Here is a 13308-nt window from a genome sequence, read left to right on the forward strand (position 1 = left end):
GTGTTGTGGACGTGATTGATTGCTGTGCTGTTGCACCTAATTTTCACGCGGACCGTATTTTCCTTCAGCCAGGCGTGCGACTGACGACCACGACTCCCAGGTATCGAGTCGCCCCTTGTACACGTCCGGCAGGAGTCGGAGAGGCGCTTCTCCAAAAAAGACCCTCAGGGGAGGGTGTTCCGCATCTACAACCGCAAGAATTGCGCTGCCAAATCCGAGGGGCTTCGGCGAAGGCTTGGCGAAAACCTGTGAGAGGGCTGTACGAACCCCTGCATACTCCGGCATCTGCTCAACAAATGTCGCGGAAGAGCCTGCCCAATCAGTATCAAATCCGCCAGGCTCGACGATAGTGACGTTAATCCCAAAGCCAGCCAGCTCTTGTGAAATACTGTCCGAATAGCCCTCCAGCGCCCACTTAGAGGCGTGGTAGGCGCTTAGTGTTGGGAATGTTGTCACGCCTCCAATGGATGAGATCTGTACGATATGACCAGATCCTTGTTGACGAAGAATGGGTATAACTTCATTCGTGACAGAGACCGCGCCGAAGAAGTTGGTCTCCATCTGGTCTCGGACCTGCTGCAATGAAACTTCCTCGGCAGTTCCGAATAGGCCGTAGCCAGCGTTGTTGATCACGATGTCCAATCGACCAAATGATTCGTGTGCGGAACGAACGGCACTCTTGACCTGTGACTCGCTCGTGACATCAAGTGCGAGAGGGAGGATTGCGTCGCCGTAGCGCTCCAAGAGATCAGAAAGCGTCTCGATATTACGGGCGGCCGCCGCGACACGATCACCTCGTTCGAGGGCCGCCTCTACGAATACCCGGCCGAATCCCCTTGATGCTCCAGTCACAAACCATGTCTTACCCATAACTTTTCTCCTTTTCCAGGACTGCTCGAATTGATCTGAATGATGCGGTTAGACCTGTGGGGCAAGCCGAATTAGTGCGCCTCTGATTCTGCGTCGACTCTCCATGCGCGAAGCGCGAAGTAGGAAGCCGCCGTCACTATCACTCCTGCAAGGACCAATGGAGCACCAGGACCGATTCCCTCCCCAATGACTCCACTGATGATTGGCCGGAAGATCGCAGCGAGATCGAACATGATCCAATACAGTGCCGCTCACTTCGCAGTGCGCCGATGCCGAAGGCTGAAAGAAACCCTACGAGTGCTATGACGTAAACTGGGGCAGGAAGTTTTTGCATTTGTCTCCGAGACATTTCGGATGGAGTAAGGCCCGGCTGGCCCCCTCGGTGCCTTCTCCGCCGCAGCCCGGGGACAAATCGCGGTCTGCGTCCAGCCAGGTCCACCTAGTTGAGTTGGCCTCGTGCTGTGCGAACGAGTTTTTTGTTGGCAAACTCGTTCAGACCAAACTCTCCTAGTTCGCGGCCAAATCCGGAGGCCTTCACTCCCCCGAACGGGAGTTCTGGCTCGGTGCCAGCAGTGGCGTTTATCCCAACCATGCCAACCTCGAGCCTTAGGGCCACTTTCTCTGCCAGTTCGTGGTCGCCGCTCCAGACCGAACCTGCCAGACCGTAGATCGTATCGTTGGCGAGGGTAACGGCCTCGTCGACATCGTTGACTCGATGGAGGACGGCCACAGGCCCAAAGATTTCTTCATTCCAAGCACGCATGCCAGGTTTCACGTCCGTAAGGACGACAGGTGGCATGAATGCTCCTGAAAAATCGTGCGCGTCACCGCCGGCCAGCACGGTCGCGCCGGCCGCAACAGCCTCATCGACGATCCCTTGAATCTCCTGGCGCGCCTGCACTGAAACCATCGGCCCAAGGAGGGTGCCCTCGGATGTTGGATCGCCGGGGACGATGGCGGACATTGCATGTACGAACTTGGTAGTAAACGCCTCGTACGTGTCAGCCATAATGATGAACCGCTTAGCCGCCACACAGGCTTGACCCCCGTTTCCGATCCGAGCTGTCACCGCCTGTCGCACAACCCTGTCAAGGTCGTGATCATCGAGAACAATAAAGGGATCGGACCCGCCCAGCTCAAGGACGACCTTTTTCAGGTAACTGCCGGCCAGTGCACCAACCGCGGCTCCCGCTTTTTCGGAGCCCGTGAGGGAGACACCTTGTACGCGAGGGTCCGCGATTACAGACTCAAGATCCGCATGCTTGGCGAAGAGATTAATATATGCATCATCAGGCAAACCGGCGTCATGGAAAAGCTTTTCTAGGGCAAGTGCTGATTGAGGACAGTTGGCTGCGTGCTTGATCAGGACGGTGTTGCCCAACAAGAGGTTGGGCGCTGCAAACCGAACGACCTGATAGTAGGGGAAGTTCCAAGGCATGATGCCTAGAACCGGACCTATTGGCACCGTCTTCACCACCGCAATGTCACCACTGGAAGGAAACAGCGGCTGGTCCTTCAAAAACTCCGATGCGTTGGCTGCGTAGTAGTCAAGAATATTTTGGAAGAGTCGTGTGACTTCAGTCCTTGCCTGCTGAATAGGCTTACCCATCTCCAACGTCGCGATCTGGGCAAGTTCCTCAGCGCGCTCGCGGGCTAGTTCAGCCGCGCGGCTGAGCACGGAGACCCGTTCATCCACTGGTGTATCCCTCCAGGAGGAAAAAGCAGCTGTTGACCGTGTGACGGCGTCCTCCAGCTCTTCCGGCGTCAACGTATTGTATGTCGCATGCACTTCCCCGGTAGCTGGGTTTTTTGTCGTATACATAGCATTCCTCTGTGTCTTTGTTGCTGCGCTGAATCGTTGCGGGCAAGGGTGTGCAAGGGAATTCTCAGACACCTTGGCCTTGGCTCCGCTGTCCGGACCGGAAGCCTGCCAACCCCGCACTGAAAGCGTCGCTTTCGGATTGAATCTGCTTACTGATGCGTTCCCCATACTCGAGTGCCGAATCCCACTGAGACACCTCGTCAGGGATGGTCCACAGAGCACGTTTTGACCATTTGAGTGCCGCCCTATCAAAGCCAGCAACTCTGTCCGCCAGTTCCTGGACTGTTATCGCTAGGTCCGATAAGGGCACGGAAGCATTGACCATTCCCCAGTCGGCTGCGGTGGTTCCATTGATTCTCTGAGCCGTAAGGATGAGCCAGGCAGCGCGCTTACGACTGATACGTAGCTGTGCGGCCGGACCAGCGAGAGTCGGATATAGCCCGAATCCCATCTCCGGCATACCAATCTGCGCTTCATCCGCAGCCACCGCCAGATCTGCAACGTTAATCAACGTGGAACCTCCACCAAGTGCGAATCCATTGACCGCGGCGATAACTACAGAAGGGTGATTTCGCAGTTCATTCTGAACTCCGGACCAAGTGCTTCTGCTGTCCAGTTCAGCATTACCCGCATTTCCGGACGCACCTTCCGTGAGGTCAACTCCGGCACAGAATGCCGGTCCGTTTCCAGTCAAAACAATGACTTTCGACTGCCGGCATTCATCCAAAACTTCGATCAAACGAGTTCTGGCCGCCAAGTTCATGGCATTGCGCTTGTTCGGCCTATTCAACGTGACCCATGACACCCCATTGTCTCGATGCGCGAGAAGAATCAGGTCACCATTTTCCGAGAATCCGGTCATTAGGAGGCCACCCTGAATTTTGGCAAGGCATAGTCGTCGTTGAGCGGCTCAAAGACTACCTCGACCTGTTGATCGCAGATGAGGTCTTCTGGTGCATCAACAATGGTGCTCATGACCATCGGTCCATCATCCAGTTTCACCAACGCGACAATGTAGGGGACGTCCTCAGAGAATGCGGGGAAGTACTTCTGATGCATGATGATCCATGACCACAATGTTCCTCGTCCTGTGGAGGCCCGCCAACTGAAATCGGGGTCCAGGGTCACTGGATCAATTGGCGACTCGGGATAGCGGGGAACACCGGAAGGTCCGTACTGAAGCCGGAATTCTCCTCTTACTGTTCCTTCCCAAAATCCGCGGTTCAAGTCCGTGATCGCTGGCAGCATCTTTTCGAGTTGTTCCCGTGTGGGCACAGTCTCACTCTCCTATCAAAATGTGTGACGTAGTGATTGGGGATGCGCAAATGTATTGGGCAACGTTTGCGTCGCGTACTTGTCGTTCGCCTGCTTCGCCTCGCAATTGAACGACGGCTTCGACATGATGCGCCCAACCCTGCATGTAGCTCTCTCCGGTGTGGCCTCCGGCGGTATTAATGGGGCTCGCTCCATCCCGCCCTATCCTGTCAAGGCTCGCCCACTCCCAGGCTTGCCCTTGCGGGGCATAATTAAAACCTTCCAAGCTGAACAAGATGGTCGGCGTGAAATTGTCGTAGATCTGGGTAACGTCGACGTCTTTTGGCGTCAAACCAGTTTGGGTGTAGAGATCTTTCGCAACTCTTTGAGAGGCGTCGTAGAAAAAGCTGGAGCTCGTGTAGTAATTGCTTACATCCGCTGCAGACGCCGTCCCGGCAATCCTGACTGGACGATGCGGCAGGTCTTTCGCCCGGTCGATGGTGGTCAATATGATGGCAACGCCGCCGTCATTGATGATGCAGTAGTCATAGAGTCTGAGTGGTTCGGCAATGAAGCGGGAGGCGAGGTACTGCTTGGCCGTTATCTGCTCGCGCATCACAGCAACTGGGTTCAAGGCCGCATTTTGACGGTTGTTAATGGCAAGGGGGGCCAGAGCACCATCAGGAACCCCGTACAAGTGGCGGTAGCGTTGATACATCATTGAGACGTACGCGCCAGGAGAGGTCATTCCATATAGGGAGTCGTACACAGAAGTCGGACTTGCCGTGTAACCTCCGCCATACTTCATTTGCACCGACCTTCCGTTGTTGCCATAGACGCACGCGACAACGTCAGCCTGGCCAGTGGCAATCAGGGCAGCGGCCTGTTGTATGGCTACTCCGCTCATTCGGCCAGAGCCTTCAAGGCCGTTGATTACACGGACATTTCCTAATCCGAGTACGTGGCCACCGTGTTCGTACTGAATCCTTGCGGTTAGAAGACCGTCGATTTCACTCTTCGCCAGACCTGAGTCGGCTATGGCCAGCCGGAGGGCCTCGGCCCCTAATGCGTACTGGTCGCGCTGGGCATCTTTCTTGGCATAGAGAGCGCCAAAATCAGTTTGTCCAACCCCAACAATGGCAACTTCTCGTAGGTCATTCATATTTCTCTACTTCCATGAAACTCGGCGTCCCCCACTTCAACCATATGGTTGTTTGATATTTAGTGCTAACGTTCGACAAACGGTTTCGGGCAGGTTCGCCTATATCGATGCAGGTAGTGGGACCAGGTCCCGCAATGGAATTGCGGCGTTCGCCAGGAGAGCGGAGTCGACTACTGCACCTGCTGCTACTAGCTTCTTAGCGAAAGCGAAGTCCTTTGGACTATTTGCGATATCCGCCGAGATAACTACCCCGCACTTCAGGTAAAAGACGGTGATGGCACGAGCCCTGGAGGGGTCGTGCCGGACTACGAGTTCGTCGTAGCCTCGAGACAGTCCGACGACCTGCAGTTTCACATCGAACTGGTCCGACCAAAACCATGGAACGCTGTTGAATGGGAGGCAGTCCCCCGTCAAGTTGGCCGCGACCCTCCTCGCCTGGGCGGAAGCATTTGGAACGGACTCCAGCCGGCTGAGCCCGCCGTGTTGCTGGTCTGGGTACCGGGCCACGTCGCCTATTGCGTAAATATCAGGGTTGGAGGTCTGCAGGTACTCGTTTACGAGGATGCCGTTGTCCACCTTCAGCCCTGCACCCAATGCAAGTTCCGTGTTGGGAACAAGGCCTATCCCTGCTATAAGGAAGTCCGCCTCGATCTTCGTGCCATCAATCAGGTACAACGACACAAAGTTTCCAGCGTCGTCGGTTTCAAACTTGTCAATACGAGCGTTGAACCGTATCTCAACGCCTTCGTCCTGGTGGAGCTGACGAAAGAAGTCCGAAACTACGGGAGACGTTACGCGAGAGAGCAGCCTGGGGTTGGCTTCAAGGAGCGTTACGTCGACCCCTAGGGAGCGTGCCACAGAGGCCATCTCAAGGCCGATGTATCCTCCGCCAATAACTACCATGCGCCTCGCCTGGCGCAGGTGTTGCCGAATGAGCGACGCGTCTCGGGCGGAACGGAGTGTAAAAACGTTCCTCGCACCTGATAACTCAGGATTTGGGAGCGAACGAGGTCGCCCCCCAGTCGCAAGAATCAGCTTGTCATAAGGAACAGTAGTTCCGTCCTCGAGAACGACATGACAGTCTGCGCTGTTGACGCTAATTGCGCGAGCCTCCGTAAGTATTTCAATTTCGTGATCGCGATAGGACTCGGCTGTCCGGAGAATAAGACCCCCCTCGTCCACCTGACCCAATAGGAATGCTTTCGAAAGTGGGGGTCGACTATAGGGAAGAAGAGGTTCGTCCCCGATCATGGTGATTGGCCCTTGATGCCCTGCCATACGCACGGCCGCAGCTGCATCGCCGCCAGCCTGACCCGCTCCGACGATCACGACGTGATCTGTTGACGCCACCCGCGGCGCTTCGGTTACCACCGGACTACTGCGCTTCTGGCACGTGCACAATGAGGCCATTCAGATTGGCGTTGCACTTGAGCTGACATGACAAACGACTGAACTGCGTCGGTGCAACTGCCACGGCCTCCAGCATTGCCTCCTCGTCCGGACTTGGAGTCCCAACCTTTCCGGCCCAGCCCTCGTCGACGAAGACGTGACATGTGGCGCAAGAGAGATCCCCCCCGCATTCGCCCACAATGCCGTCAACGAAGTTACTCACGGCAGCATGCATCACGGTTTCAGACTCGTCCGCTTGTACATGCTGGCGCTGTCCTGATTGATGGACATACACAATCTCTGTCAAAGCAACCTCCTCGTTGCCATCGGACGCTCATTGGCGTCGCGATGAAAAATTCAACCAACCATTTGATTATAGACAGCCCGGCCATCGGGAAGCAACGGGATCTCTTATATAACTTGTTGGTTGACAGTCTTCGAAGGTAACCCTAAAGTGAGGAAATCCCGTCGTTTGGCCGTATCAAGGAGGATACTAATGACCCCAGCAGCGACATCTGCCGAGACCTTGCCCGATCTAAGCAGGCCTGAGACGTTTAGTGAGGAAGTGCCCCACGAAGCCTTCGACGCTATTCGGCGCATGCCTGCGCTCTACTGGCAACGGGCCGAGTTCGGAACTCCCAATGGCGGTTTCTGGGCTGTGACACGGTTCGAGGACATTCTGGAGTTTGAGAAGCGTCCTGACCTTTTCAGTTCCTGTGAAGGCCCCGGGTTTCCCTTAATGGGTAGTGGTCCAAACAACGAGTTCGGCGACAATCTGATGTTCATGGATCCGCCCAAGCACGGCCGCGTTCGCCGAGCGGCCGCCGCATCATTTGGGCCGCGAGTTGTGGCAAATTTCGACGGCTGGATCCGCGAGATCGTCGCAGAAGTGCTCGACGATACCCTCCCCTCGGGCAAGTTTGACTACGTGGAGCACGTGGCAAAGCTAATTCCCTCACGAGTCGTGGCGCGCGTCTTGGGTGTGCCTTTCGAGCGACGGGGTGACATAGTGCGATGGACAGATGCGATCTTCCACGCCTCAGCTTTCCCAGATTCGGGCGCAGTTATGCTCCAACAGTCGACAGATGAGATCTTTCCCTACATTCGGGAGTTGCAGCAGCAAAAACTGCGCGTTCCCGAAGATGATATGGTCACCGTTCTCGCCCAATACGTTGAACGTGGCGAGATTTCGCAGGAGGAATACCAGTACTACGTGAGCCTTCTCATGGTCGCGGGGTACGAAACCACGCATACCCTGATTGGACAATCAATGCGTATGATCCTAGAAGACCCCGCGATCGCCGAACAGACGTGGCGGGATGTCGAGGCCGGTGAAACTATGCGGGTGGTCGACGAGTTCTTGAGGTTCATCACTCCCGCCATGAACATGGCGCGTGTAGCAACGGAGGACGTCGAGTTTCTTGGTCAACAAATCCGCAAAGGTGATGTCATCCAGCTCTACTTCGTAGCAGCCAACCGCGACCCCGCGGTGTACACGAATCCTCATGTGTTCAATCCCCGGCGACCTGAGACAAAAACCCTCGCATTCGGAAGCGGAGCACACCGGTGCATCGGCAACAGCCTCGCCAAACTTGAAGTGCGAATATTGCTGGAAGAGCTCCACAAGCGCTCAGTAAAACTGGAACTCGACGGTACTCCCCGCCGGGGGCACAGCACCTGGATCAATCAATTGTTTGCGCTTCCCGTCAAGGTCGGATGAGCATGTCCTGCAGGGTCAACATATGGCCCTGCAGGCCCTCCAGCCTGAAGATCCAGGTCTCCGAGGTTTCCATTTGCTGTTGCCTCGCCCACGAGTTTGTTGCAGCATCAGGGAACGCACACCTCGTTACTGCAACCGACAGGCGCGATAAACAGGATTCCAAGTCGTCGCGTTGTCGATGCTATCCGAAAGGTGGAATGTCCGCGTTTACGAGGATCGGCACACCGGTATCGGCACACCGGGCAGTTGGAAGTCTTCGATGAAGTCCGAAATCGCATCTGATTTCTTAAGTGATGATCAGTAGTCCCGGATCGAACCTCTGCTGCCGACTTCGAACGGGCGGCGGTGCCGCCCGTTCCGTGGCATCGGCCGGTTGTTGAAAGCATCAGTCCGATACCGCAGCGGGATCCATGGCGGGACCTGCTAGCAGAGCTCGGTCTCCGGCATACCCTTGTAGAAGCGCACCGCCGTTTCGCCTCCGACGGGACCTGAGACCGAGCCATGCCAGGGCTTCTGGCCGAAGTGGACGCCACAGGGCAGACCTACGGGACAGTTTCGGTGGACTCGCCCATCAACGGAGCCCACGAGCGCGGGATGACCCTTCCCCGCGCCACGGGGGAACTCCCGAATTACAAGCTGCTAGCTGAACCTCCGGACCATGCGAGCAGTCGCTCCCGTGGCGGACTAAAAACAAAAACCCATAATGCTGCGAAGGTGAGGGCCCGCGTCTGGCGGCTCGGCCATGTTCCCAGTCGTCATGGGAGCGATCCGCGTGCCTCGCCTCGACGGGGCCGTGCAAGAACCGTTCCCGATGCCCTGGCGTCGCGACTGTCAATGGCCATCAGTTTCTGCCCACCGGCGGCCAGTGAATGTGCCCGCTGCTTGAATTCTAGGGGTCGTTGCAACGCCCTTGCTTAGCTGGCTATCAGTAAATCACGTAGACGCTCGGCTGGGGTGTCCCAGTCCAGTGTCTTGCGTGGTCGTGCGTTGAGTTCCTGGGCGACGTGTTCCAGGTCCTCTGGCCCGTAGGCGTTCAGGTCGGTGCCTTTCGGGAAATATTGGCGCAGCAGCCCGTTTGTGTTCTCGTTGGATCCCCGTTGCCAGGGACTGGCGGGGTCGCAGAAGTAGACGTCCATGTCGGTGGCGATGCTGATCGCCTTGTGTTTGGCCATTTCGGCGCCTTGGTCCCAGGTCAGGGATCCCCGCAGGTGCGCCGGGAGGGTGGACATGGTTTTGATCAGCCCGTCGCGGACCGATTCGGCGGTGTGATCCACCGGCAGGTGCACCAACATCACGTAGCGTGTGGTGCGTTCGACCAGCGTTGCGATCGCCGACTGGTTGTAGGCTCCGGTCACCAAGTCGCCCTCCCAATGGCCCGGGACGGCGCGGTCTTCGACCTCGGCGGGGCGTTCGGAAATGTTGATCATCGGGTCACGGAACCGGCTTGTGCGTTCCTCGGGGTTCCTGTGCTGCTTGCGGCGTGTCCGGCCGCTGCGCAGGGCCTCTTTGACCTCGCGTTTGAGTCCGCCTCTGGCCTGGAAGTAGAGGGCCTGGTAGATCGTTTCGGTACTCACGCGCATCTGCTCGTCATCGGGAAATTCCTTGATCAGCAGCTTCGAAATCTGTTCCGGGGACCAACGGGTGAGGAGCTTGGTCTTCACGTAGTCGTGCAGTTCCCCGGGTTCTGCCAGCTTACTGTCCTTCGGCCGTGCCCGGGCCGCAGTGGCGGCCCGGTGAGCACCGTAAGGCCGGTAACCCAGCACCGGGTGGCTGTTGCGCTTGATCTCCCGGCTGATGGTGCCCACGGACCGGCCCAGGGCCCTGCCGATCTCCCGCATGGAAGTCCCGTGGGAGAGCAGATCCGCGATCCTCTCCCGCTCCTGCAGGGAAAGGTAGCGGGCGCTGATGGGCTGCTCCAGAGCTTCCAACGCCACCGGTGCGGGTACCGGCTCCGCCACTGAGACTGGCAGCTCCGGCACCGCCGCTGCCGTCAGCTCCGGCGCCGCTGTAGGGGCCGGAGGTTCCGCGAATGTAGTTCTCACCTTCTGTGTATACGGCAGATCCGCGGCCTGGCCTTGGGTGGCGGCCGTGTCCTTTGCAGCCTGTTGCCGGTCCCAGTTGTAGGAACTCGGTTTGCTGGCGCCGACAGCCATGGCGGCGTCCCTCCGGCCGGCTCCTTCCTGGCGCAGGCGCAGGTAGTGAAGCTGCTTCGCCGACGGGCCTCGCGTACCGACCGAGACCAGACCGGCGGCCTTGACCCAGTTGTGGCAGGTGGAATGGTTCAGGCCCAGTTGCCGGGCTGCCGCGCTGACATTGCCGACCTCGTGCAGCAGACCCAGGAACTCCTCAATCACCGCCGGTGGGGGGCGATGCGCAGGAGCAGCCCTCCCGGTTCCTATGGCCCGTGGTTTTCTCCCGGCAGGGTTGACCTTGCCGGCCCAGCTATGCGCGGTGCTGATGTTCAATCCCAGCTCCTGGGCCGACGCGGTAATGTTGCCCGTCCTGTCCAGAACGGCATAGAAGTGGTCCTTCTCCGCCTGGCTGTACTGGCGCTGCGGCCTGATCCCGGCAGCGTTCGCCCACTTCTGGCACGTGCTCCTATTGATGCCGAGCTCCTGAGCCGCCTCGGCGACAGTTCCCAGACGCGCCACGGCGGAAAGGAAATCCTGTCTTTGGGCACGGGTATGGGACTGCTGGGAACGCTTCCCGAGCGCCCCGGTCCTCGACGCCGGGTCTTCCGTGAAAGAAGATTTTTTCCCTAAGGGGAGACTATTTTTCGATGGTGATTCCATGGTGTTGCAACTCCCGATTATCCGGAGGTGTTGCAACGATGACTAGAACTCGCCCAGTGGGCATTTTCGTGGCCGCCTACGGGCAGTTTTTCATGGCCGCTAACACGCGACCTGCTATGACAAGTCCCGCTGACATCCCGCGCCGGCGTCGTTCTATGCCCGTGATCATCTGGCTACGCCAATAAGGAGACACGCCGTAGGCGGATCGCATAAGAGGCAAACGGGAATAGCCGTCCTCGGCAATGGATCGGGAATCGCACTACAGCGGTCGGGGATCTACTTCCGATTCTTTTGGACCACGTTGATGATCCATCGTGCCAGGCATAACGTTATCGCCGCGGTGCAGAGCCGAACATTTTCTGCGCATGTCCCTTAGATGGCCTGATGTCCGCACCAAACCGAAGATCGTGCGTATAGCAAACAATCGAGGACGCTTTGCCCAATATCTCAAGAGCGGGCAGTGTAAGCATGAACCAGCCAAAACTTTGCGTGCTGGAATCCATGGGATCACGACCGCAGACAGCCTACATTTCCGTGTTGAAGCTGTGATTGGGGCAGTCCATCCATCCGGGCATTCGTTAGCTCCAGTCCGCACAGTCTGAGCATAAGAACGATCGTCAGCCTTGTCCGGTTATTGCTCGCCAAAGTCCTTCCCTGGCAACTACCCCACCGGGCGTCCTTCACGAGCGGGCTGTCTGGCACTCACAGCGAACCGGCTGTGAGTGCCAGAGGATTAGTGACGCCCGAATGTTTGACGGTTCCCCTGGTTTATCCAGACCGCCTTTTCCTCTGTGTAAGCGTCGAGAGCATCTGGTCCGAGCTCCCGCCCAATTCCGCTCTGTTTGAAACCTCCAAACGGAACGTTGAACGAAACCAAGCGATAGCTGTTGACCCATACGGTCCCAGCGCGGACCCTTCCAACCATGCGGTGGGCCCGCCCGACGTCGTTCGTCCAAATCCCCGCCGCAAGTCCGAACTCCGTGTTATTCGCGATGCTTACCGCTTCGTCTTCATCTTTGAAGCGGATGACGCTTGCTACAGGGCCAAAAATTTCATCTTGAGCAAGCCTGGAGCCATTGTCGACGCCAGCAAAAACAGCCGGCTCGATGAAGAGCCCGTTTCCGTTGCCGCTTGCGTCCGCGCGAGTGACTCCGCCAGTGACAAGTTCGGCCCCTTCGTCCTTACCGATCGAAACGTATTCCAGCACCTTCTGGAACTGTGCTCGATTTGCCACCGGTCCAACGTCAACAGACGGGTCCAGGGGATCTCCAAGGCGAAGAGACCTGGTGGCCTTCGCCAATCGCTCAACAAACTCGTCATGGATGGCATCCTGGACCAAGACACGTGAACCTCCCATGCAGGTCTGGCCCGTGGCTGCGAATATGCCCGCCATGACTCCATGAACGGCATCGTCAAGGTCCGCATCGGCAAAGATGATGTTGGGCGATTTTCCACCCAATTCGAGAGTGACCCGTCCGATTCGTTCTGCGGCTTGCTTGTAAATTGCCCGACCCGCGCCCGTGGAACCGGTGAACGCAATCTTGTCGACTTCCGAGTGGGAGACTAAAGCTGACCCGGTGGGCTGGCCAAAACCGGTCACGACGTTTATTACTCCTGGTGGAAACCCAGCTTCCATAGCCAGCTCGGCCAACCTGAGCGTTGACGTCGGAGTAACTTCTGAGGGTTTGATGACAATGGTGTTTCCAGCGGCAAGAGCTGGGAACAGCTTCCACGACAACAGCCCCAGGGGGGTGTTCCATGGGGTGATGGCAGCGACGACGCCGATCGGCTCCCGGACGCTATAAGCGGTGGTATTCGGTATCAGTGACTGGAAGGTGCGGCCGTGAATGTTCTCAGCCAAGCCTGCAACGTAATGAGCCTGCGGACCCAACGTCCGGGCGCCGGCAAGCATTTCAGTGATGAGTTTGCCGTTCTCGTGGATTTGGATTTTTGCGAGTTCCTCGGCGTGTTCCCCTATGAGATCGCCGAACCGCCGAAGCAGTTGCGACCGGACGAGAGGCGATGTTGTGCCCCAACCATCCTGGTCGAACGCGCGACGAGCTGCCCGCACCGCGCGGTCGACGTCCTCCACCGTGGCTGCGGGAATCCTTCCCCACGGGACATTGTCGAACGGATCCACACACTGAAACGTTTCTCCGCTCGAGGACTGGACCCAGTCTCCATCTATCAGCATTGCGTAGTCGCGATCCGTATCCGGTGAAAAACGTTCGGCCAGAACCGAACTAGGCAGATTGTTCATGTGCTTCTCCTGTACATCGTTGTCAGTCATTGAGCCTGT

At 57.5% G+C, this 13308-nt stretch carries 10 protein-coding genes; 1 reads left to right on the top strand and 9 read right to left on the bottom strand.

The window, feature by feature from the left end; genetic code table 11:
• Nucleotides 1–36 precede the first annotated feature (36 nt).
• The 7 genes from AB4Z38_RS09245 to AB4Z38_RS09275 form a co-directional block, all read right to left on the bottom strand.
• Nucleotides 37–870: an SDR family NAD(P)-dependent oxidoreductase gene (locus tag AB4Z38_RS09245; protein ID WP_441429429.1), complete on the bottom strand. Its 834-nt coding sequence runs from the start codon at nucleotides 868–870 to the stop codon at nucleotides 37–39.
• A 439-nt stretch (nucleotides 871–1309) separates the two neighbouring features.
• A complete protein-coding gene (locus AB4Z38_RS09250; protein ID WP_441429430.1) occupies nucleotides 1310–2692 on the bottom strand; it encodes an NAD-dependent succinate-semialdehyde dehydrogenase in 1383 nt (460 codons plus the stop codon).
• A gap of 64 nt (nucleotides 2693–2756) precedes the next feature.
• Complete coding sequence (locus AB4Z38_RS09255; protein ID WP_441429431.1) at nucleotides 2757–3554, bottom strand: enoyl-CoA hydratase/isomerase family protein; 798 nt, start codon at nucleotides 3552–3554, stop codon at nucleotides 2757–2759.
• Nucleotides 3554–3940 (bottom strand): Zn-ribbon domain-containing OB-fold protein, encoded by a 387-nt coding sequence (locus AB4Z38_RS09260; protein ID WP_441429455.1) that lies wholly within the window; start codon nucleotides 3938–3940, stop codon nucleotides 3554–3556. Before AB4Z38_RS09260 ends, AB4Z38_RS09255 begins: the two co-directional genes overlap by 1 nt.
• Before the next feature lie 31 nt (nucleotides 3941–3971).
• A complete protein-coding gene (locus tag AB4Z38_RS09265) occupies nucleotides 3972–5108 on the bottom strand; it encodes a thiolase family protein (protein ID WP_441429432.1) in 1137 nt (378 codons plus the stop codon).
• Between the two features lie 99 nt (nucleotides 5109–5207).
• A complete protein-coding gene (locus tag AB4Z38_RS09270) occupies nucleotides 5208–6518 on the bottom strand; it encodes an NAD(P)/FAD-dependent oxidoreductase (RefSeq protein WP_441429433.1) in 1311 nt (436 codons plus the stop codon).
• Nucleotides 6484–6804, bottom strand: a complete 321-nt coding sequence (locus AB4Z38_RS09275; RefSeq protein ID WP_441429434.1) for a 2Fe-2S iron-sulfur cluster-binding protein — start codon at nucleotides 6802–6804, stop codon at nucleotides 6484–6486. The genes AB4Z38_RS09270 and AB4Z38_RS09275 overlap by 35 nt, the downstream gene beginning before the upstream one ends.
• Nucleotides 6805–6993: 189 nt before the next feature.
• On the opposite strand from AB4Z38_RS09275, the gene AB4Z38_RS09280 reads away from it, so the two are divergent.
• Nucleotides 6994–8217: a cytochrome P450 gene (locus AB4Z38_RS09280; RefSeq protein ID WP_441429435.1), complete on the top strand. Its 1224-nt coding sequence runs from the start codon at nucleotides 6994–6996 to the stop codon at nucleotides 8215–8217.
• A 914-nt stretch (nucleotides 8218–9131) separates the two neighbouring features.
• Here the strand turns inward: AB4Z38_RS09280 and AB4Z38_RS09285 are convergent.
• Both AB4Z38_RS09285 and AB4Z38_RS09290 read right to left on the bottom strand, forming a co-directional pair.
• Entirely contained in the window at nucleotides 9132–10370 is a 1239-nt protein-coding gene (locus tag AB4Z38_RS09285) for an IS30 family transposase (RefSeq protein WP_441429456.1), read from the bottom strand.
• 1372 nt (nucleotides 10371–11742) lie between these two features.
• Nucleotides 11743–13299, bottom strand: a complete 1557-nt coding sequence (locus AB4Z38_RS09290; protein ID WP_441429436.1) for an aldehyde dehydrogenase — start codon at nucleotides 13297–13299, stop codon at nucleotides 11743–11745.
• Between the last annotated feature and the right edge of the window lie 9 nt (nucleotides 13300–13308).

It is taken from the genome of Arthrobacter sp. 2RAF6 (assembly GCF_052115205.1).
In the GTDB taxonomy this organism is placed as follows: Bacteria; Actinomycetota; Actinomycetes; order Actinomycetales; family Micrococcaceae; genus Arthrobacter.